Here is a 20,675-nt window from a genome sequence, read left to right as displayed (position 1 = left end):
GGAACTGGCAGTATCCAGATATTGCCAGTTCAATTCACTATGATGCTTATTTCACATAAGTAAACCGATTTAAAGCCACAATCAATAATAATAGACCCGATAGTGCCATAAACACTGTACTTAGGCCAATCAGCTCACTCACCATTCCAATGAAAGCAGGTCCAACCAGAATACCCGTATAAGCCATGGTCGAAACACAAGACAATGCAACTGCGCTCGGCATCACCGTCTGACGTCCAGCACGGGAAAACATGATCGGGACGATGTTAGAACAACCTGTCCCAACCAGTGTATAACCCACTAAAACCAGCCACCAATAAGGTGCGATACTGACCAAAGCTAAACCTAAAGTTGCACAAATCGCGCTATAGGTTAAAAGCTTTTTTTCACCAAAATAACGGATCAGATAATGCCCCGTAAAACGTCCTGTGGTCATGGCAATCGCGAAGAAGGTATACGCCAATCCCGCAAAAGCGGTATTAACTCCATATTGTTGCGTTAAATAAATACCACTCCAGTCCATCGCCGCGCCTTCCATCATGAAAATGATGAAGCAGGCAATACCAATTAATATAATCAAAGGTTGTGGCAGGCGCTGGCGTATCGACTTTTTCACTTTCGAAGATGCTTCAAGACTGGTGTTTTCTACAGCTTTTATGCTGTATGGCACTGAAAGAAAAACAATAATTACCAACAGTAAACTCACAGCAAATGCGCTCATAACAGCCGAAATACTTAAAGCAAGCAATGCAGTAATCGTCAGTACCCCAGCTAATCCGCCTAGACTCGCCATACCATGAAAGCCAGACATCAATGATTTTAAGCTATTTTTCTCAACCACTACGGCCTGAATATTGAGTGCAACGCCCAGACTTCCTGCTGCTGTACCAAATAAGAATAAGGTGATCGCCATCATTAACGGCGTGGTCCATAAGCTTAGGCTTGGCAATAAAACGGCAAGCAAGAGTAAAGCGAAACCGATCGGCATACGACAACCAACACGCTGAACAATTTTACCTGTTGCAGGCATAGCTAGCATTGCACCTAAGCCGCTGCATAATAGCAACAAACCAAAATCGGCATGATTAAAATGTAAACGTTGCTGGGCAAAAGGAATCAGCGGCGCCCATGCAGCCGTGGCGAAACCAAGACCGAAAAAGCTAAAACGAGTTGAAAGACGTTGAGCACTTAATTGAATTTCAGGATCAATAAGAGCAGTTCTGGAAAAAAGGATCATTTAATACCATCCACACAAATTAACTCAGAGCGTCCATCTCGGATAAATCGCCATAGAAAAACCCCTGCTAATTTATAGAGAAGTTCTATAAATCCACAGAGGCTTTTATGGCGAAATTATACACAAAACCAAGCTAAAAATAGTATTTTTTGCAAAAAATAAAATCAATACATATCAATAATTTATCTTCATTTATTCAAATAAAATTAAAGCGTTTATTTTTAACACTTTTTATTCTTAGCTTTTCAATTAAATTAGGCAAAGATATGAATTTACTTAAATTTTATAGGGATAACTGAATTAAGCAGTTCATTTATAAAGCTGAATAATCTATTTCACTCGGTATAGCTGTGGATTAGCTTTCTCCACCAAATCAGATCAATTTTATAAATGTTTTAAAAAGTACGATAAACCTTCAGGTGCACGTCCATTTAATCGACTGCTAGTGGTGACGCGAACCAAATTACTCCAAGTGATTTTGCAACATTGCTTAATAAATTTTTCAATTAATGAGACATCCTCATGACAAGGAATAGGTTCAAAGCCTCCCGCCTGAATATAGGCTTCGGCACTAAAGCTTAAATTCGCCCCATGTATATGTTGATGATCCATCATGTCCTGATAATGCGTCAGATATTTTTGCTGTTGTTGTATTGATAAGTGACTAAGATCATCCAATATAACGATTCCACAAATAGCATCTGTTGGCTGATGTCGCATTTGGCATAGTAACCAATCAGGATCTACAATTGTATCAGCATCCGTGCAAGCGACCCATGTAACTCCTTGATCGATTAGCTGCCTAATGCCAAGGTCTCTGGCCTTGCCCACACAAGCAAAATTACATTCAAGCCAATTCATCTGATGTGACTTTACAATCATGAGGGACTGGTCAGTACAACTGTCTAAAACCACTAGAATCTCGACCTGACCATGACCTATATGCTGTATAGCGTGTTTAATTGACTGCAAACAAGCGGATAAATTTTGTTCCTCATTATGGGCTGGGATAACAATACCTATTTTCATACTAAGCCCTGTTGTTTTGCCAAAGATGAAGGATTTACCGTCCAGATATCAATGATGAAATCTGGATCATTCAAACTTAAATAATGAGTGAACAACAAAGATTGTTTTAAACAATGATGGACTTGATAAGCATCTAGTTCAAAATCCTGAATGGCGTGACGCCAGTGACAACACAGAATTTCACCTTGTGGCGTTAAACTGTCTTGGAGCTGATCGATCAGTTCATGCAGTTCATTGCGTGATAAGTAATAGGCCACTTCACTGATGACAATCAGATCAAATTTCTGTTCAGGAAAATATTCAGGAATTTTTTGGTGTTGAACGCTCACATGCTTCAAATTCTCTAAACGTTTAGAGGCCCAATGAACAGCATGTTCAGAAAAATCTAGACATAAAAGCTGATCAGCGCGTTTGGCTAAATGTACACTTAAATGGCCATTGGAACAGCCGATTTCCAACACTGATGAATAACGCTGTTGAGTAAGCAATGCCAAACAAATCTGCCTTTTACGAGCTTCATACCAATGTAAATCATAGCCCCAAGGGTCATTATTGTGATGATATAAGGCTTCGAAATATTGACTAGAATCATTCACAAAGATAAACCTCCCAAGGCATTAACAAACGTTCGATGATTGCTGGAGATAAAATCGCAGCATTGCCTGTACTTTCATCAGCTTCAATCTGACTCTTAAACTGCATGATGGCCTGACGTTTTTTGATTAATTGGGCCTGAGTTAAGTTGTAAGCTCTAGCCTTTTGCCAGTTGATACGCGGATCTAGTGGTCGCGCCCAATGCCAAGCCCAGATCAGCACGTGTAAATATGACATGTCATGAGCTAGAGCAAATGCCTGTACAGTTTTTCCTACCGCTTCATGATCTGGATGCCCATCCTGTGCATAGCTACAAATTAAAATATCTTCCGCTTTAACCAACTTGTCTAATTCTTGCCACAGATGTTCCCTGTGCAAATGAATCTGCCCATCTGGTAAATTTAGTGCAATACGTTGAACATATTTAGAAATATCTAGACGCTGTAAGGCCGCCAAGCTTTCTTGTGGGCGAATTTGATCTAATTGATCTGCGCTGTATTTGGTTGAATGTGGATGGCTTTGTGTCCCATTACTGACGGCAACAATCACCAACTGACAATTCAACATAATTAATTGTTGCATCAAGCCACCACACCCCAGTATCTCATCATCTGGATGGGGTGCAACAATCAAGATTCTTTTATATTGAAATTTTTTAAAATTGAGTAGAGTAAGCGGCTGCTGCTCAAATGCATGCAGCCATTGTTCTCGGGAGGTCCCTTGCCCTTCAATAATACGATCTTCGACTAAAGGATGTTTTAGATCTGCCATGATATTTGCTCCTGTAAACATCGTTCAGCAATTTGCTCATCGTCGAATGCTGCATGACTTTGCCGAATAAATACAGGTAAATCAGCCATTAGGCTGGCAAAAGTTGCTTGTTCACAAAAAGGCCGTGCTCCAAGTGCTTTTCCTACCCCTTCAATAACCTCCAAACAGCTTTGTTCTGCCTGCGCACGCAAGATCCGTACATCCCGTTCATGGCTAAGCTTGGGTTGGCTATCAATCAGTTGCGCGATATATTGGAAATATTGTCGGGTTACAGCAAGTCGAGTTGCCAACTGACCTAAATACATTTTCTTAAAAGGATTAGGGGTTTTAAGGCAACTTTGTTGTAGCTCATCCACTAACCGCACCGCGGCACCGTACCAGCAAGCTGCAACACCCGCAGCACCATGCCAAAAACCAACCCGATCAAGGTAGTCATTGGGATGACCAATGAGTTTGACTGCTATCCCCTGAAAATTGACTCTTGCGGTCTGTGTTCCCTGCATGCCTATAGCTTGCCAGTGAGCCAGATCAATGGTGATCAAGGATTGGTTGAGGTCAATAATGCAGAGCTGAGATTGCCCCTGTTGATCTTTAAAACTGATTAATGCTTTATGAATAAATTCAGCGCCTGAACACCACGGCTTAATTCCATGACAAAGCCCATTTTCGACCTGTAACGGCACGGGTCCACCATCGGCAGCCCAAACAGCCCATGTCTCCTCATCGATTTCATGTTGATAACCGAGTTCATGCAAAATACTTAAAGCATCAAAATGGGACTCAAAAAGCTTGGCTAAACTTAGGTCAAAGCCAGCTATCTGAGCAAAAATTTGCCAGCGTTGATAGGTTTGTCCCGAAGCAGGGTCAGGCAATCGTCCAACAGAATGAATCAACTGTTTCAACACAATTCGACGTTGAGTTAGCTTTTCTTCAGCTGAATACTGCTCAAAGCGATTTAATATGTCTAAAGTTGAGCTTTTTATAAATATTTTTCTATTCATTCTTAAAATGTTAATTCAAATGAGTTTATTTAAATAATAATTGAAATAATCTGTTTAGTTAAATAGATAAATTGTAATGAAGAGATAATTATTTAACTATTTATTTCTTTTTGTTTCATTGTTAACTAAATAGTAGGTTTAAGTGAATCTATAAAATCATCATGTAAGGTTTATTTAAAATCCAACAATTATGAGGAAATAAGCAGTAGCTTAAAGGCTTCCGTGTTGTAATGTTTATAAAAGAGGTTTAAGAAATGAGTACTTTAAATATTCAAGATATTAAAAAACATTCAGATGTAATTGCTTCTTGTGGTACCAAAGTCGGAACAGTTGATCATCTCGAAGGTGATAGCCAACTCAAACTGACGCGTGATGAAAATGATCAGCATCATCTGATCCCAACGGCATGGATTGGTGAGGTCAAAGATGACAAAGTAGTTCTGATTAAAAATTCAGAAGAAGTTAAGCAACAATGGCAAGCTATTTAAATTATCCTAAAATAAAGAGTACGGCTAGACTTTGATCGTACTCTTTATTTCTTTGTAAATAATTTCAAAAAAGCCCTAATCCTTCGCAATGTCCGTTTGAATCAAAGGCGTTTCATTTCATACTTGTAAAAAATAGCTAGATGCAATCTATTTTGTCATAGACTACATCTATTCTTTATAAATTAATAAGTTAGCCTACTCTTATTTAAAATTACTGCCTAAGAATGGGAAAATATACTCAACTACTTTTTGAGTAGCCCATAAACCAATCTCTTGGTGATGTTGATGTGGAGCTAAATATGGTATCAACTTACTAATTTTATGCCCAGTATTTGTAGATATCTGAATTTGCTGCTGTAACAGCAATAATTCTTTTTCTGATAAATAACTAAAATCATTTAGTTCTATAAAGTTTTTTATATATTCTGAATTTACTGGATTAATGCGTCTACTTAAATTAGCACCAGCAATCCAATCATAAATAAAAGTTTTTTCTGCAGCAGAGAAAACTCCAAACATTTTCCCATCTTCTTCATTGATTAGCTTCCAAAATTGGCTATGTTCCGGATCTTCGTTAAGCTTAATCCATCCTATTTTTATTAGCTCACTAATGAATTCCTCAACCTGATCTTCTTCTGAAAGCCATGAATTTACAGACTTATTATTAAACTTGCATTTCTCATTATGCATGTGCTTTCCAACCAAAGCTTTGCTCTTGAAAATGTCCAGAACCACTCGCTCAGTATTTAGGTTCTTTATTATTTGAACTGAGCTAACTCCCCGATTATTCAATAAAAAGCCTATCTTTAATTTACGAATAAATTCGGATTGATTTGGGTAGCGTTTGGCTAAACATTTAATCGCATTTGTAGCTAAATGAGCATGTCCATTATCAAAGTTATCAATTGTAATGTGTAGGTTAAAATATTTGGAATCAATACCTAACTCTTTAAGTTCATAATTTGTAATCAGTAAATGAAGTGGTAGTTGTTCGTATCCAAAATTAAAACCTGCAATCTCGGGTATAAAATCTGATGGAGCATAAGCTAAAGCTAATTGTATTGCTGACTGGTGATAATATTCATCAGGCAAATTCATTGAAAATTGATGAAGACCAAGTGATAGAAGTAATTTATTGAAAAGTTTTACATGGTTACTTTGACTGGAACCTAACCCCAACTCCTCAACATATATCTGTATAAAGTCTCTAAAAGCTGGATCATTCCAGTACTGTGTAAAGCTATAAAGCCAAGCCCCGTCTACACGTTTGGTCGGTGCTACTTTGTATAAAAACTCATAAGCTTTACTTGTAGTTCCAAAAAACTCCCTTGCACTCCCATTTTCACGCCTTTCTAAGTACTCTTTGTAATGCAAGCATTGTGTTTTATTTTGTTTCTGCATCCAGACTGCCAATTGATCAACATTAGTAGGAAAATCAGAGAAATCACTATCCAAATGAAGTATTTCGTTTTCTAGGAAATGAAAAGCTTTCAACTCTTTTGCAGAACGTGAGATTGATGGATCTAAAAAAAATTGTGTTATTTCAAAATATTTCTGATGGGCATCGGTTATTAAATTTAAAATTCTCTCTTTTACTGCAGTAGGCATTATAATTCTCACGCGGTAAATAACTTATACCAACATAATTGACACTTATACTTAATTAATTAACAACTTTGAAAAGAAACGTTAATAAATGTAATCCTTTAATTTATTTAACATCACAATACAACACCTTAATTAAATATTTATAATTTTTAGAAAAAAAAATTTCACAATCTGTGATATAAATCACACTCATTGGAATTAAAAAATTATGGTGCTTAAAATTAGTAAAAAGCATTCTATCTAATTTATAAAATTGTTAACTTTATTTATTGAAAGTACAAGCAACGTTAGTATTCCTGTCGTTATTCCATTGATCCTACATGGATTTTTATTGTTTTCAAATTCAAAAAAAAATCAATAAATTACAAACACAAATCCAATCAAAAAGATATAAATCTGAATTAAGAATAAAATTTAACTTTGTTAGCCTTTTGTAAAAAACAAAATATATATTTCCATTTATTATCAATACCTAAACTTTTAAAACAAACACAATTTAACTCAAAAATCAAAATGTAACACCTCTGATGTTTTTTTAAACACAAATTATGATATTAATAATAAATCTACTGATTAATTAATGTAGATTTATTCTAATTTTATGAGGTTCAGTAAAATGACTAATCAAAATCAACAGCAGAAAAATCAGCAACAGCAGCAGAAAAATCAACCACAAAAAAAGCCAGATCAGCAACAACAGCAACAGCAACCAGACCAACCGCAAAAAAATCCGAATCAGCAAAAACAACCGAACCAAAACCAGCAAAATGACCAACACACTCAACAGAAATAATAGTTTTTCATGTTGAATAATATTATTAAATTCTTAAACTCATTCATTAATTAAATCCAACTAAGAATTTTTTTGAATTCTTAGTTGGATAGAATTGGAGTTCATTATGACTATCAATGACCATCAAGACGAAAACCCAATCAAGCATGATTGGCGTACAGATTATTCAAACCGCCCATATTACGGCGATATCCAACGAGAACTTCCCGATGTGGATTATGACCGTGATCTTCGTTCAGCTTATGAACTAGGTCAGCATGCCCGCAATGAGCGTGGTACTGATGCACGATTTGAAGATTCCGAAAGTGATTTGAAAGTAAAATGGGAAGAACTAAAGGCTGAATCACGCTTAAAGTGGGAACAAGCCAAACATGCGATTAAAGATGCATGGGACAAAATGTAAGCCAATATAATGATAATGAGCCTTTTAGGCTCATTATCAGCACATCTAAATAATAATTAAATAGGTGTAAAATGGACTTTATAAAAATACTATTAGCTGATACTACATTTACTTTTGCAGCAGAAATTGTACTTCGTAGTGTCTTGATGTACTTCCTGATTATCTTAGTTTTAAGATTTTCTGGTAAACGTGGTGTTAGGCAACTTTCCATCTTTGAAATCGCAATTATTCTTAGTTTAGGATCTGCTGCTGGCGATGCTATGTTCTATGAAGAAGTTCCTATCATTCATGCTGTCATCGTTTTTGCAGTAATTATGGCTTTATATCGCTTAACAACTTACTTAATGATGAAATCCGATGCTTTTGAGACCGTATTGGAAGGTCGACCTATATACATCGTCAAAAATGGTTTACTGATTGTTGAGGATATTAAGCAAGAAAAGTATTCATACGATGAGTTCTTTGCTGAAATGCGCCAAAAGAAGATAGAGCATCTTGGACAAGTTAAAATGGCACTGCTTGAGACTGATGGCTGCCTAAGCGTGATCCCATATTCTAAAGAAAATATAAAATGGGGCCTTCCTCTATTTCCCGATGAATACCAAATCGCAGATCATCACAATGTAGATCACTTTTATTCTTGTATGTTGTGTGGTCAAACCCAACATTTAAATCATTTAAATGAAGAATGCCCACGCTGTCAAAATACCAAATGGGCTAAATCCTGTTTGTATTGCGAGGAATATCAAAATTAATAAGCTTTTGTTTTGACTTAGATTAATTCAATATTATTTAAAATGAATAGTTTAAGCGAACAAAAAATACACATTTCTTTACCTTACTCAAAGAGTAAATACTTAAAGTTTATATGGGTATCTTTGATCCAAAAAAGAGTTTTCTTGCAAGTAACTCATATTCGATTGTAGATAACCTATTAAATTGTATAAGCACAAAATATCCGTCAACAAATAAGCCATTAACTTACGTGAAAATAAATACTTATTTTCATAAAACGTTATAAAGCAAATGTATAAGAGAATGTGATATGAAAGAACCAAATACACCAAAAATCGACCAGCTTTCTGAGGAAGCATACGTGGATCCTATAGGTAAAACTCTTACCACTTCTTTAGGTGTTCCCGTAGCTGATAATCAAAATAGTCTAAAAATTAATGAGAAAGGCCCTACTCTTCTCGAGGACTTTCTTCTAAGGGATAAACTTATTCATTTTGATCGTGAGCGTATTCCAGAACGTGTTGTACATGCTCGAGGGGTCGGTGCTCATGGTTACTTTCAAGCTTATACCGGTAATGAAAAATGGACTAAAGCTAAGTTCCTAACGGACACAAATAATCAAACCCCTATCTTTGTCCGTATTTCTACAGTTCAAGGTGGGCGAGGTTCGGCTGATGTCGTTCGAGATGTACGAGGTTTTTCTATAAAATTTTATACTGAAGAAGGAAATTATGATTTGGTGGGGAATAATATCCCTGTCTTCTTCATTCAGGATGCTATTAAATTTCCGGACTTTGTTCATGCAGTAAAACCAGAAGATGCCAATGAAGTTCCAACTGGTCAATCTGCCCATGATACTTTCTGGGATTTTATTTCTTTAAACACCGAAGCATCACATATGACTACTTGGATAATGTCTGATAGAGCAATTCCAAGAAATCTACGCTCTATACAAGGTTTTGGTGTTCATACATTTAGATTGATTAATAAGAATAATGAAGCATTCTTAGTGAAATTCCATTGGACTCCAAAGCAAGGGGTAGCTCAAGTCGTCTGGGATGAAGCCCTAAAAATTAATGGCAAAGATCCCGATTTTCACAGACGTGATCTGTGGGATGCTATTGAGCGTGGCAATTACCCGGAATGGGAATTAGGCGCACAAATTTTCTCTGAAGAAGATGCAAAACAATGGGACTTTGATGTCTTAGATGCTACAAAATTAATCCCAGAAGAACTTGTACCAGTCACTCCACTAGGTAAATTTGTTTTAAACAAAAATACAGATGATTTTTTCGCAGAAACAGAACAAGTTGCTTTTAGTCCTGCAAATATTGTCTCAGGTATAGATTTTAGTAACGATCCCCTTTTACAAGGACGGCTGTTTAGCTATACGGATACTCACTTACACAGACTAGGTACGGTAAATTTTAATCAAATTCCAATTAACAAACCCGTTTGTCCTTTTCATACGAATAGACGAGGTGGTTATGCTAATCACGAAGTTTATAAAGGAAAGGCAAATTATGAACCTAATTCTGTTGATGAAAATTGGCCAAGAGAATCACCTAATGACGGTGGTGCCTTCAAGACACATCCTGAAGAAGTACAAGGCAGCAAACTAAGAGTTCGACCAGAAAGTTTCGCTGATCATTTCTCGCAAGCCACAATGCACTATCATAGTTTGGAAAAATATGAACAACAGCATATTAAGGATGCATATTCTTTTGAATTATCTAAGGTTAAATCGGAAGATATCCGCAGACGTGTAGTTTACGCTGTCTTAGCTAATATTGACTTGGACTTAGCTGAATATGTTGCCAAAGAGTTAGGTATTAAAACTCCCCCTAAACAGCAAGATAGTCTGCACCAGCCCGCAATTGCATCTTCGAAAAGATTAAGTACCTCATCTTTTCCTGCATCTGATATTAAACAGCGAAAAATTGCCTTGCTCGTTCATGACGGTGTAAATGCATCATCAATAGATGATATTAAAATATGGGCTGAAGCAGAAAAAGCTATTGTGGAAACTTTAGCACCGAAAGCAGCCCCTGTTAAATCTAGTGATGGCAATGAAATACCAGTAGATGGGAGACAAAATGGCGAGCCTTCAGTGACTTATGATGCCGTAATCGTGGTTGATGGGAATAATTTAGAAGTATTTAAGGCTGATGGAGTTTCTAAACATTATGTATTAGAGACATATAAGCATCTCAAACCTATTGTTTTCCTCGGTGATAAATGCGCTTTAATAGATGAGTTTCAGCTCAGTAAGGATGCAGCTCTATTCTCTACTCAAAATTTTAAAGAGATCCAAGATCAATTTAAACAAGCTATTCAAAATCACCGTTTTTGGGATAGAGAAAAAGTTGTCGCAGCTATTCCAGCATGAATTTATTTGAGCTTAAAAGTAGTGTAAGCATTTGATTTCAAAAAGCCCTCGACGAGGTCTTTTTGATCTACTTTTGCTCTTTAAGTGGATTCTCAGGCTCTTCATTTGGTTTTTTTTGAGGGCGAATTCAAACATGAGGTGCGACAGTTTCAAAAGTCTTATGATAATCAACAAGCTGAGCAAATTTCTCTAATGGTGTAAGCCAATCTAACGCTTTTCTAGGACGAGTATTCAGTGACATGGCAACTTGATTTAAATAATGCTGATCTGCCTGGTTTAAATCAATCCCTTTAGGTAAATATTGCCTAATTAAACCATTCATATTTTCGCATGTGCCTTTCTGCCATGGTGAATGTGGGTCACAGAAATATACATCTATGCCTAAATCTTCTTCGAGTATTTTATGTTCTGACATCTCACGTCCACGGTCATAGGTCAACGTTTTACGCAGTTCTGCAGGTAAATATTCCAGAGCTTCAGTTAAAGCCTTCCGCACTGATTCTGCCTTTGCATCAGGTAATGTTGCCAAGATACAGAGCCGTGTATTTCGTTCAATAAGTGTTGCTATCGAACTTTTATTGTCTTTACCTTTAATTAAATCGGCTTCCCAATGACCCGATATTTTTCTTTCTTGAACTTCGGCTGGGCGCTCATGAATAGTTTTAATATCCTGTAATATAGAATCTTTTTTAGGTTCACCCTTAGCTTTTCTCTTTTTATTTTCATGATGCAGACAGGATAATAAGTCTTTTTTCAACTCACCCTTTGGTAATGCTCGTATAGTTGAATAAATCATTGTATGGCTTACATTCATTGTTTGATCCAAATCACAAAATGTCTTTAAACGCTTTGCTATTTGCTGGGGAGACCATAAACAACGGATCGCTTCAACAATAAATTTCCAGAGGATTGAATCGATTTTGAGTTTTTTGTGACCACGCCTACGTCTAGTGAAGGAATTATCAGAGGCATATTGAGCTTGATAAACGTCATTGATGCTATTTATTTTAAGCTCACTATAGATCGTACTAGGATGTCTTTTAATGAGGTCAGCAAATTTTCTGGGTGAAAAGCCTTCTTTTCTTGACTCAAGCATTAATGCAGTACGATCTTCAAAGTTAAGATGATGGTATGACAATTTTATATACTCCATAAACCCTTTAAATTAATTAGGTGGTTTATGTCGCACTTCAAGTTTTAGGCTGCCAGCTTATCTTAGTAAACTTGAATTTTTATAGCATTTTAGTGATAAAATTAAGGGAAGCCCACACTATCATGTAAAGAGCAAAAGATGTGGTTATTTTTTTCTATCCTGTTAATTATAGCAATTACTTTTTTTGTTATGGTTAACTCGAATGAGAATTTCAAATTGTCTGGCAAATTCAAACATTTAAAAAAAAATAAATTTCAACATGAAATTCATGATGGTGCATTTTATCAGGGATCTTTCATCGAAATCATTGGTCCTAAATTAGACAGTTCTGTAGAAAAGGTAGTAACGGCATTTTTAGTTAGAGACTTCAATAGTAAAGACCAAAAATGTGCGGTAATGGTTTTAGTTAATGATTTAAAATTAGGATACCTTTCTGATGAAGATGCGATTAAATTTATGAGACTTTTAAAGTTAAATAATTTGACGGAAGAATCAGGTATTAATGTTCAGGCCTTAATATATGGCGATTGGGGTACAGATGATATTGATGGGAATTTCCAGATCAATCTAAACATTTCTAAGGATCTTTCTGATTCTGATATTATATAATCTTTTTAAATTAAATTATAATAAAAAAAACGTATTAATGATAAACTAAATTCAAAATAAAAAAATTAAAGGGGTTCCCCCCTTTAATTACAATCAAAATCTTAAGTCAGCAAATATATTATTTATTTTTTTGATCTTGCTGTTGTTCTTTATTATTGGGTTGTTTCTGGTTTGACCCATTTTTACCCTGATCTTGATCGCCTTGTTGCTGTTTCTGGGTTTGGTTTCCCTGATCACTATCAGGCTGTTTTGGTGCTTGCTGACCCTGATTCGAGCCAGGTTGGTTAGTAGTATTTGACATAATTATATTCCTTATTTGTCATTAGTATTAATGACAAATACATCATGGACCTATAATACCAATTAAGATACACCCATAATGTATCAAAACATATTTAAACACTAAATAAAGTTAAATATTTATATTTAATATAGCCTTATAAAACACATATAAATATTTCTTTTTATGTACTATTAGCCAATTACAAAAAAACATAATAATAAATAAAAATAACTGTTATCAATTTATATCAATATTTTATTAAATTCGAGAAATCTCATGAAAATATTAACACTAATAGGTATTGGCTTGGTAGCTCACTACTGCTACAAAACAATGAAATCTAAAAAAAACATTAAAAATTCTGATGTCAATTTACCTGAAAGTGAAAAAAAACTTCAGGAATAAGTAGCAATATCGATTATTACTAATATTGCATAATTAAGATATTAGTTAATAAACCACTATATTTGTACCGACTAATTCAACCCCACCATATTGAGTATATTAGACCTCTTGCGAAAGTAAAAACTGCCTCAATATAGATTTCATGAAATATCAGAAATTAAACTGTTTTTCAGATTCTGAATTCCAGCGCTTGGTTGGTGTACCTCGACCAGTTTTTAGTGAAATGGTCGAAGTTTTAAAAGAAGCAGAATCACTTAAAAAGAAATTAGGGCGTCCTCATACTTTATAGCCAAATACGGCTTTGTTGCATAAAGCCTTTGACGGCAGAGTTTTCCTAAGTTGCTAAAATTTAGGTTACAACTTGGGTATGAGGTCTGCCTAATTCTGTAAATTTATTTAATACGGCTACGCGTGCATGGATCTCATTCACTTGGCTTTGAAAGTTTCTCGCACGGAGTTTATCGCCTAATAACTTGATGCAATGCATCTTAGTTTCAACCAAACTTCGCCGATGATAGCCTGACCAATTTTTCCATATTGTTCCTCCTAAACGTTTAACTGTTCGAAGTAATTCATTTCGCTCTAGCGAGCTGGTCTTTGTATCTTTACAAGGTTTCGCATTTTTTCTTGGCGGAATCACCGCATGTGCTTGTCGGTCTGCAATTACTTGACGGCATTGCTTGGTGTCATAAGCCCCATCAGTATAGACAGAGTCAATCTGCTCATCTTGTGGAATCTGATCGAGTAAATCACCAAGCACTTGTGAATCACTCACATTATTTGTAGTGAGTTGAATAGCGCGTATTTGAAGGGTTTCAGCATCTATACCAATATGAAGTTTACGCCATTGGCGACGATATTCAGGTTGGTGTTTCTTACGCTTCCATTCACCTTCGCCTAGAAACTTTAAGCCAGTAGAATCGACGAGTACCTGGAGACCATTACTGCTTTTTTGATAGTTAATTGCAATATCAATATGCTTTTGTCTTCTGCAGATGGTGGAATAGTCTGGTGCTGTCCAATCTAATCTACAAAGATGAATGAGACTTTGCACAAAGCCAGTGACCATGCGTAAAGAAAGACGAAATAAGGATTTGATCATTAAACAGCATTGGATGGCTGTATCTGAATAAGTTTGATTTCGACCATGTTTACCTTTGGGTTGAGCGTACCATTGAGTCTTGGGATCAAACCAAATTGAGAGATTTCCTCGATTTATTAATGCACTGTTATAAGAAGACCAATTGGTTGTACGATAGATTTTAGGTGTGGGCTTATTCATTTCAGAATTATATTGTGGAATAAGCCTTTATAGATAGGTTTGTGCAACAAAGCCCATTGCTTCTATAATTCGAGCGTGGGTGATCACATGCATAACATATTATCGCATTTTGCTATAAATCAAGTATAAACCAATTATCGCATTTTGCAATATTGAAGGGCTAGGATGAATAAAGCGCCAAACGGCGCTTTATTAATTATCAGAATACACTTAATCTGACTTTTCCCCGTCACATGCAGTTCATAGAATTTACGACTCACATGGACCATGCAACCCAAGTCAATGACTTGATTTAAAGCATGCTTTCCATCTCAAAGGTTTCAGACAACTTAAGCAACCTATTGATTTACTTTGATCTCTTCTAATGCTTTTACCAATTTAGTTAAGTTATGCTCCGGATCCAGCCACCAATCAACTGTCCACACTGATAATACCTGCCAGCCTAACCCATTTAATACTGTTGGTCTGAGCTGATCACGGTCTCTTGCTGTAGCTGCTTTTGCATAATTTTCACCATCGACTAGAATACCTACAATATAGCTATCTGCATGCAAGTCATCTTTAATAGCCAGATCTACACAGCTATCGCCCTGACCTATTCCGAGGTCAACGCTCCAACCTTTTTCTTGAAGCCTATTTTGTAAGTACTGTACAAATTCTTTTTTAGTCTGCTGTTTGCTTTGATCAGTATAATTTAAATGCAGCTGACCACTACGAGCAAAAACCAAGAAATCTTTTAGATCCCTTACACCCTCACTATTGGTGCGTGCCAAATTAATTTCTTCTGGACTTAAGGCCGAGAAAACATGTAATCCTTGACGAGCACGAGTAATTGCTACATTTAGACGGCGCTGACCACCTTGACGGTTAAGCGTACCAAAATTCATAGATAAGCGGCCATCACGGTCTTTTGCGTAAGTAATTGAGAAAACGATAATATCGCGTTCCCCCCCCTTGCACATTCTCTCAATTTTTAACAAATAAATGCTCAATGACTGATTTACTCAATGTCGACCCACATTCACCATGGCAGAAAGGCACATGCGAAAATATGAATGGTTTAATTAGGCAATATTTACCTAAAGGGATTGATTTAAACCAGGCAGATCAGCATTATTTAAATCAAGTTGCCATGTCACTGAATACTCGTCCTAGAAAAGCGTTAGATTGGCTTACACCATTAGAGAAATTTGCTCAGCTTGTTGATTATCATAAGACTTTTGAAACTGTCGCACCTCATGTTTGAATTCGCCTGTTTGTGCATTTTCATTGGTTTTAGTACGTGAAGGACAAAAGTTCACGACTCTTGATTTGTTGCTTATAGTCTGTCTAATTGTATTTTCTTACCTATCATTCAAATATTGGTACATTCCGTTATGGAATTTTAAGGCAAATAATTCGAAATGTGACACTTAAAGGTATGATAATCATGTGCTCGAATTACCTATTTCCAAGTAAAAGAAATTTGATGCTTTTGGGTGTCGATACCAGCCTGTTCTATCTTGAGCTTAAGGATCATGTCTTTCCTTCTTACCAGGCTCCAATCATCTTAAATGGTTCAGATCACTTAGAGCTTGATATCGCAAAGTTTGGCTTGCTACCGAGCTGGGCGAAAGAGTTGAAGTTCAGCAGTCATACTTATAATTCTCGTACCGAGTCTGTAGCAGATAAGCCCAGCTTTCGACACGCATGGAAATACAGCAAGTTCTGCCTAATCCCTGTGCAAGAGTTCTACGAACCCAAATACATCAATGGCAAGCCACACTGGTACACCATCAAGCGTAAAGATGATCAGCCTTTCACGGTTGCAGGGATCTATGATGATGCGGTGATTGATGGCAATAAGGTACGTTCCTTTTCAATGTTGACCATCAATTCGGATCATCACCCCTTCATGAAGCAATTCCATGCACCGAAGGATGAAAAACGCTCCATCATCGTTATTCCAGAGCAGTACAGAAAAGACTGGCTGACTGCAGATCATGAACACGCGCATGAATATTTTTTTCAAATGCCCGATGAATTCATCACTTTTCCACGCGATGAGCAGAAACAAAACGTCTTATTCTGACGCATCCTTGTTTATCCACAACTTTTTAAATTTGATTTTCAAACGTTGTTAGTAATATCCTATTTAGACAAATTCTACTTCCAAACACGCCTCGTAGCGTAGGAGTATCACATGTCTAAGAAGTTGCCTATCTACTTCTCTGACGACGCATGGTCATCTTTACAAGAGCTCATGGGTCCAGAGGGTAAGCCAAGCCCTACCATCAATACCGTGCTTGAACAAATCGCTGTTCAAAATGAACTAGTTGCGCAGTTAGGGCTTACTTCAGTTCTACCCAAATCTAAAGTATCCATTCCCGTCTCTTTAGAGCGCATCCCTGCAGGTCCAGCCTTCAGCACCAAGGATGAGCAAGATAAAGCGCTCGATCTGAATGAGTTCCTGATTCACAACCCTATTTCTACGTTCATTGCTTATGTAGACAGTGAATCCATGCTTGATGCTGGCCTAGAGATTAATGATCCAATCATTATTGATCGCAGTATTGAAGCCAAGCATTACGATATTGTTGTTGCCCTGATTGATAACAATGCCTCGACAATTAAGCGGCTGATGATCACCAATAAGATGTCCAAGTCTGAAATCAAAGAGATATTTGGCGATGAGGATTATCCGCTTCCAGAACTTTGGTTGAAGGCTGAAAATCCTAATTATAATCACATCATTCCTGATGACAGTCAGACCATCTCAATCTGGGGTGTGGTGACTTTTAATTTAAAACGTATTTATCACCGCTCATAAAAAGAAGAATAACCATGCAAAGTGAAAATGAAATATTCGCGTTAGTCGACGTGAATAATTGCTACGTCTCGTGTGAACGTGTGTTTAATCCCGCCTTGAATGATCGCCCTACTATTGTGCTCAGTAACAATGACGGCTGTGCCGTGGCCAGAAGTCAGGAAGCGAAAGATCTCGGCATCAAGATGGGTGTTCCTGTATTCCAAATTCAGGACCTGATAAAGCAACATGACATTCAGGTGCTATCCAGTAATTTCTCCTTATATGGCGAAATGTCCAAGCGCTTTATGGAGCTGCTTGGGGACTATGTTGCATCAGGAGACCAAGAGGTCTATTCCATTGATGAATGTTTCCTAAAGCTCACAGCTTATGAGCATCTATTTGACCTGACTGAATATGCGCAAGATATGAGGGCTAAAGCTTTGCGTTGGTTAGGACTACCCTGCTGCATTGGAATCGGTCGCTCTAAAACTGAAGCCAAGATTGCCAATCATCTCGCCAAGAAAAACAAGTTTTTCAATGGAGTCTGTAATCTGGCCCATATGGACCCATGCTCTACAGAAACGCTACTCGCACAAGTAGATGTATCCGAAGTTTGGGGCGTTGGCAGGCAGAACTGTAAGAAGCTCAATGCCATGGGTGTTCAATCCGTTCTAGATCTGATCAATGCCAATCCTAAAGAAATCAAAAAGCAGTTCAGTATCGTGATGGAAAAGACGGTGCTTGAGCTACAGGGCCTCTCTTGTATTGACCTCAGTGATGATGCTGTAGCGAAGAAACAAATCATCAGCAGTCGTTCATATGGCAACCCAGTGTATGAAATGGATGACATCAAAGCATCTGTCCGGCTTTATGTTGCTCGAGCCGTAAAGCGAATGCGGGAAGATGGCTCAATCTGCAAAATGATTGGGGTCTATATCCAAACCAGTCGCTTTGATAAGTCCGAGCGCTACTCGCCATATATCGTGGTTCAGATGCATGAGCATACAGACGACTTATTACTCATCACCAAGGCAGCAATGAAGGGTATCGATAAGATATTTAAGAAGGGTTTTAAGTATAAAAAGGCGGGAATCGTGCTGCTCGAAATTACGGATAAATCCAAATTTGTACCCGATCTATTCACGGACTATTCACATAGGCATGAACGCGAAAAACTTTCAGATGCCATCGAAGCCATCAGTGAACGGTTTGGGAAGAATCTCGTCACATTGGGAATTGCCAACAATCAAGAAGCCTCATGGCACATGAATCAAAACCTTAGATCACCATCGTATTTAACCAAATGGTCAGACTTACCAAGAATAGGATAAAAACATGCACTTATTTAAATTAACTGATGAACAACTCGCACAGCTTCTTATCCCGAAACGTTTTGTACCACCTACTCCAGCTGAACATGAAGGCAAGAACATGGTTTATGTTTTTGATAGCGAGGATAAGTTTGAACTGACTTATGCTGAACTGGTGGAGATCATTAGCAAAGCGAGAATGGCTGGACCGAAGTTGATACCTGTTTTAGGTACTGTGAATTAGATTCAGCAGTGGCCGCACGCCACTTGAATCATTATTTGATTGGAAGCGGATTTGGGCTGAGAATAATTTAGTTCAAATTTAATCTGACAGACACATTATAAAATGGGTAACTGTCATATCGAGTTTGGACTACAACACTTTAGCTCAGCGATTTACCAATTTACACTATTGTCTAAAATCCAGTGACGAAACTGTGATGCTAAAGCTTTTAAATTCCCCTTATTATGAATCAAAGTCAGCATGATGATTTTCATAAAGACGGTTTACTTATGATAAGGAAATTTCTAAACAATACCCCTTTCAACATACTTAGGCTATTTCAACCAGAGTTCATCTTTTTGCATCATTTTTAACATTAAATTAAAAATAACCAACGTAGTAACATTTTTTTTCTTAGAACCGACAACTCTTTGAAAACTAAATTTAACGGTTCGCTCAGGAGCATCCAAATTAACTGGGTAGTTTTGTTTTTCTAAATACAGATGATCCCCTAACATTGGCTCTATACCAGTAATAAAATTAACAATTTGTTGCTCATCACCTTTCATTCGGCATTGAAAATGTAGAAAATTCTTACGCAATTTTCCAAGTAATAATAATATTTTAAGCGCCTTAACCGTGTTCTTTTCTTTCAGTGCATCTTGCTGCCTATCATCTTTATAATGAAAATCAAGGAGAGGAATTATTTCATCTGGACGAGTCAGTTTTTTAGCCTTTTCGTAAAGTTCATCAAACCAACTCTCTTCTAAATTCTTACTATAAACATAATTCGTTTTTAAATAAAATTTTTGGCGATCCATCCATTTAGTGCTCATCCATTGACATCGTTGCATCCATTCTTGAGCTTGAGTATCTTCGCTTAAACGTCCTTCTCTAAAACTTATCAAACGTTGAAAAGGTGTCAGAGTACTCTTCTCGATACTAAACTTCTTTTCTTGTCGGCCAGCCATCGTAACTGGCTGTGTTTGCTGATAAGAATTAAACCATTTCTGCTGCTGAGTATAACGATTTAGGTTTATGTAGTCTGTACTTGACTTCACTGGACTAAAACACTGTTCTAATACTTTTTTTGAAATGATACACGGCGAATTATAAATTCGATCGACTGCTAATAAATCCAAAACATGAAGGTAATTTGAAGCCGTTTGCTCAATACTGCTATGCCCCATCCAAGAGGCGAGCACCTGCCATTTATGTTGAATAATCTCTTCTTGAGCACGTGCTTTCATACCAAACAATAAATCCCTCATCTTTTTTGCTTTTACCCAAGGACAATCTGTGTAGGTCTTGATCATTTCTTTTGAACCGAGCAAAGTTATTGCTAGATAGTTAGCAGCACTGTGGCGTAATGTATGAAAACTAAAGCCATGATGCATACCTAATATTTGACTAAACAAATCTACTGTAATTTTGCTGATACATTGATCAGTTAACACACGATGATTCACACTAAAAAGTAGATCATCCTGCTGATTAACCAAATATTGCTCATAACGATGTTGTATGTAACGTTGTACTACTAAAAACTCATGTTCTGACAATGCAATTTTCAA

Annotated in this window: 19 protein-coding genes and 4 pseudogenes; 12 read left to right on the top strand and 11 right to left on the bottom strand. The window is 36.9% G+C overall.

The window, feature by feature from the left end; translation table 11 throughout:
* Positions 1 to 46 precede the first annotated feature (46 nt).
* The 5 genes from J500_RS15070 to J500_RS15050 form a co-directional block, all read right to left on the bottom strand.
* Positions 47 to 1,237 carry an MFS transporter gene (locus J500_RS15070; RefSeq protein WP_034700372.1) on the bottom strand — a complete coding sequence of 397 codons (1,191 nt, stop codon included), beginning with the start codon at positions 1,235 to 1,237 and terminating at the stop codon, positions 47 to 49.
* Positions 1,238 to 1,621: 384 nt separating this feature from the next.
* Positions 1,622 to 2,266: a glycosyltransferase gene (locus tag J500_RS15065; protein ID WP_004638728.1), complete on the bottom strand. Its 645-nt coding sequence runs from the start codon at positions 2,264 to 2,266 to the stop codon at positions 1,622 to 1,624.
* Positions 2,263 to 2,862 (bottom strand): class I SAM-dependent methyltransferase, encoded by a 600-nt coding sequence (locus J500_RS15060; RefSeq protein ID WP_004638727.1) that lies wholly within the window; start codon positions 2,860 to 2,862, stop codon positions 2,263 to 2,265. The genes J500_RS15065 and J500_RS15060 overlap by 4 nt, the downstream gene beginning before the upstream one ends.
* Entirely contained in the window at positions 2,855 to 3,631 is a 777-nt protein-coding gene (locus J500_RS15055) for a PIG-L deacetylase family protein (RefSeq protein ID WP_034700369.1), read from the bottom strand. The genes J500_RS15060 and J500_RS15055 overlap by 8 nt, the downstream gene beginning before the upstream one ends.
* The gene (locus tag J500_RS15050; protein ID WP_034700367.1) at positions 3,619 to 4,632 is read right to left on the bottom strand and encodes an acyl-CoA/acyl-ACP dehydrogenase; all 1,014 of its coding nucleotides are present in this window, start codon (positions 4,630 to 4,632) and stop codon (positions 3,619 to 3,621) included. Before J500_RS15050 ends, J500_RS15055 begins: the two co-directional genes overlap by 13 nt.
* Positions 4,633 to 4,886: 254 nt before the next feature.
* On the opposite strand from J500_RS15050, the gene J500_RS15045 reads away from it, so the two are divergent.
* Positions 4,887 to 5,120, top strand: a complete 234-nt coding sequence (locus J500_RS15045) for a DUF2171 domain-containing protein (protein ID WP_004772208.1) — start codon at positions 4,887 to 4,889, stop codon at positions 5,118 to 5,120.
* A gap of 201 nt (positions 5,121 to 5,321) precedes the next feature.
* On the opposite strand, the gene J500_RS15040 is transcribed toward J500_RS15045, so the two are convergent.
* A complete protein-coding gene (locus tag J500_RS15040) occupies positions 5,322 to 6,728 on the bottom strand; it encodes an iron-containing redox enzyme family protein (protein ID WP_034700363.1) in 1,407 nt (468 codons plus the stop codon).
* Between the two features lie 616 nt (positions 6,729 to 7,344).
* Between J500_RS15040 and J500_RS17575 the strand changes: the two genes are divergently transcribed.
* The 4 genes from J500_RS17575 to J500_RS15025 all read left to right on the top strand — a co-directional run bounded on the left by J500_RS17575 (position 7,345) and on the right by J500_RS15025 (position 11,048).
* The gene (locus tag J500_RS17575; protein ID WP_171071583.1) at positions 7,345 to 7,521 is read left to right on the top strand and encodes a hypothetical protein; all 177 of its coding nucleotides are present in this window, start codon (positions 7,345 to 7,347) and stop codon (positions 7,519 to 7,521) included.
* Positions 7,522 to 7,627: 106 nt separating this feature from the next.
* The gene (locus J500_RS15035; protein WP_004981674.1) at positions 7,628 to 7,924 is read left to right on the top strand and encodes a hypothetical protein; all 297 of its coding nucleotides are present in this window, start codon (positions 7,628 to 7,630) and stop codon (positions 7,922 to 7,924) included.
* A 71-nt stretch (positions 7,925 to 7,995) separates the two neighbouring features.
* Positions 7,996 to 8,679 (top strand): DUF421 domain-containing protein, encoded by a 684-nt coding sequence (locus tag J500_RS15030; RefSeq protein ID WP_034700360.1) that lies wholly within the window; start codon positions 7,996 to 7,998, stop codon positions 8,677 to 8,679.
* A gap of 290 nt (positions 8,680 to 8,969) precedes the next feature.
* Positions 8,970 to 11,048: a catalase gene (locus J500_RS15025; RefSeq protein WP_034700358.1), complete on the top strand. Its 2,079-nt coding sequence runs from the start codon at positions 8,970 to 8,972 to the stop codon at positions 11,046 to 11,048.
* A gap of 127 nt (positions 11,049 to 11,175) precedes the next feature.
* Here J500_RS15025 and J500_RS15020 read toward each other — a convergent pair whose 3' ends face one another.
* The gene (locus J500_RS15020) at positions 11,176 to 12,144 is read right to left on the bottom strand and encodes an IS30 family transposase (RefSeq protein WP_252513073.1); all 969 of its coding nucleotides are present in this window, start codon (positions 12,142 to 12,144) and stop codon (positions 11,176 to 11,178) included.
* A 195-nt stretch (positions 12,145 to 12,339) separates the two neighbouring features.
* Here J500_RS15020 and J500_RS15015 point away from each other — a divergent pair, with 195 nt between their 5' ends.
* A complete protein-coding gene (locus J500_RS15015; protein WP_034700356.1) occupies positions 12,340 to 12,810 on the top strand; it encodes a hypothetical protein in 471 nt (156 codons plus the stop codon).
* 118 nt (positions 12,811 to 12,928) lie between these two features.
* On the opposite strand, the gene J500_RS15010 is transcribed toward J500_RS15015, so the two are convergent.
* A complete protein-coding gene (locus J500_RS15010; protein WP_034700354.1) occupies positions 12,929 to 13,111 on the bottom strand; it encodes a hypothetical protein in 183 nt (60 codons plus the stop codon).
* 529 nt (positions 13,112 to 13,640) lie between these two features.
* Between J500_RS15010 and J500_RS15005 the strand changes: the two are divergent.
* Positions 13,641 to 13,784 (top strand): annotated as a pseudogene (locus J500_RS15005) (IS5/IS1182 family transposase); the annotation flags it as partial.
* Positions 13,785 to 13,847: 63 nt separating this feature from the next.
* Here the strand turns inward: J500_RS15005 and J500_RS15000 are convergent.
* Positions 13,848 to 14,780, bottom strand: a complete 933-nt coding sequence (locus J500_RS15000) for an IS5-like element ISAha1 family transposase (protein ID WP_034700352.1) — start codon at positions 14,778 to 14,780, stop codon at positions 13,848 to 13,850.
* A gap of 338 nt (positions 14,781 to 15,118) precedes the next feature.
* Positions 15,119 to 15,791, bottom strand: a pseudogene (locus J500_RS14995) (AAA domain-containing protein); the annotation flags it as partial.
* On the opposite strand from J500_RS14995, the pseudogene J500_RS14990 reads away from it, so the two are divergent.
* From J500_RS14990 to J500_RS14970, 5 genes and pseudogenes are all read left to right on the top strand, one after another.
* Positions 15,778 to 16,026 (top strand): annotated as a pseudogene (locus J500_RS14990) (transposase); the annotation flags it as partial. The pseudogenes J500_RS14995 and J500_RS14990 overlap by 14 nt on opposite strands.
* 183 nt (positions 16,027 to 16,209) lie before the next feature.
* The gene (locus J500_RS14985; RefSeq protein WP_034700391.1) at positions 16,210 to 16,851 is read left to right on the top strand and encodes an SOS response-associated peptidase; all 642 of its coding nucleotides are present in this window, start codon (positions 16,210 to 16,212) and stop codon (positions 16,849 to 16,851) included.
* A gap of 111 nt (positions 16,852 to 16,962) precedes the next feature.
* Positions 16,963 to 17,589: a LexA family protein gene (locus J500_RS14980; RefSeq protein ID WP_034700347.1), complete on the top strand. Its 627-nt coding sequence runs from the start codon at positions 16,963 to 16,965 to the stop codon at positions 17,587 to 17,589.
* 14 nt (positions 17,590 to 17,603) lie between these two features.
* Positions 17,604 to 18,899 carry a Y-family DNA polymerase gene (locus J500_RS14975; protein ID WP_034700346.1) on the top strand — a complete coding sequence of 432 codons (1,296 nt, stop codon included), beginning with the start codon at positions 17,604 to 17,606 and terminating at the stop codon, positions 18,897 to 18,899.
* A 4-nt stretch (positions 18,900 to 18,903) separates the two neighbouring features.
* Positions 18,904 to 19,122 carry a hypothetical protein gene (locus J500_RS14970; RefSeq protein ID WP_034700344.1) on the top strand — a complete coding sequence of 73 codons (219 nt, stop codon included), beginning with the start codon at positions 18,904 to 18,906 and terminating at the stop codon, positions 19,120 to 19,122.
* Between the two features lie 314 nt (positions 19,123 to 19,436).
* Here the strand turns inward: J500_RS14970 and J500_RS14965 are convergent.
* Positions 19,437 to 20,675, bottom strand: a pseudogene (locus J500_RS14965) (site-specific integrase); the annotation flags it as partial.

The organism is Acinetobacter sp. 479375 (assembly GCF_000581715.1).
GTDB lineage: Bacteria > Pseudomonadota > Gammaproteobacteria > Pseudomonadales > Moraxellaceae > Acinetobacter > Acinetobacter ursingii.
This window is presented reverse-complemented; position numbering and strand designations above follow the sequence as displayed.

Bases quoted from the DNA above. Each gene is read 5' to 3' on its own strand.
- J500_RS15050 (WP_034700367.1), bottom strand. From the start codon at position 4,632: ATGAATAGAAAAATATTTATAAAAAGCTCAACTTTAGACATATTAAAT.
- J500_RS15065 (WP_004638728.1), bottom strand. From the start codon at position 2,266: ATGAAAATAGGTATTGTTATCCCAGCCCATAATGAGGAACAAAATTTA.
- J500_RS14985 (WP_034700391.1), top strand. From the start codon at position 16,210: ATGTGCTCGAATTACCTATTTCCAAGTAAAAGAAATTTGATGCTTTTG.
- J500_RS15070 (WP_034700372.1), bottom strand. From the start codon at position 1,237: ATGATCCTTTTTTCCAGAACTGCTCTTATTGATCCTGAAATTCAATTA.
- J500_RS17575 (WP_171071583.1), top strand. From the start codon at position 7,345: ATGACTAATCAAAATCAACAGCAGAAAAATCAGCAACAGCAGCAGAAA.
- J500_RS15045 (WP_004772208.1), top strand. From the start codon at position 4,887: ATGAGTACTTTAAATATTCAAGATATTAAAAAACATTCAGATGTAATT.
- J500_RS15025 (WP_034700358.1), top strand. From the start codon at position 8,970: ATGAAAGAACCAAATACACCAAAAATCGACCAGCTTTCTGAGGAAGCA.
- J500_RS15035 (WP_004981674.1), top strand. From the start codon at position 7,628: ATGACTATCAATGACCATCAAGACGAAAACCCAATCAAGCATGATTGG.
- J500_RS14970 (WP_034700344.1), top strand. From the start codon at position 18,904: ATGCACTTATTTAAATTAACTGATGAACAACTCGCACAGCTTCTTATC.
- J500_RS15020 (WP_252513073.1), bottom strand. From the start codon at position 12,144: ATGCTTGAGTCAAGAAAAGAAGGCTTTTCACCCAGAAAATTTGCTGAC.
- J500_RS15030 (WP_034700360.1), top strand. From the start codon at position 7,996: ATGGACTTTATAAAAATACTATTAGCTGATACTACATTTACTTTTGCA.
- J500_RS15055 (WP_034700369.1), bottom strand. From the start codon at position 3,631: ATGGCAGATCTAAAACATCCTTTAGTCGAAGATCGTATTATTGAAGGG.
- J500_RS15010 (WP_034700354.1), bottom strand. From the start codon at position 13,111: ATGTCAAATACTACTAACCAACCTGGCTCGAATCAGGGTCAGCAAGCA.
- J500_RS15015 (WP_034700356.1), top strand. From the start codon at position 12,340: ATGTGGTTATTTTTTTCTATCCTGTTAATTATAGCAATTACTTTTTTT.
- J500_RS14980 (WP_034700347.1), top strand. From the start codon at position 16,963: ATGTCTAAGAAGTTGCCTATCTACTTCTCTGACGACGCATGGTCATCT.
- J500_RS14975 (WP_034700346.1), top strand. From the start codon at position 17,604: ATGCAAAGTGAAAATGAAATATTCGCGTTAGTCGACGTGAATAATTGC.
- J500_RS15040 (WP_034700363.1), bottom strand. From the start codon at position 6,728: ATGCCTACTGCAGTAAAAGAGAGAATTTTAAATTTAATAACCGATGCC.
- J500_RS15000 (WP_034700352.1), bottom strand. From the start codon at position 14,780: ATGAATAAGCCCACACCTAAAATCTATCGTACAACCAATTGGTCTTCT.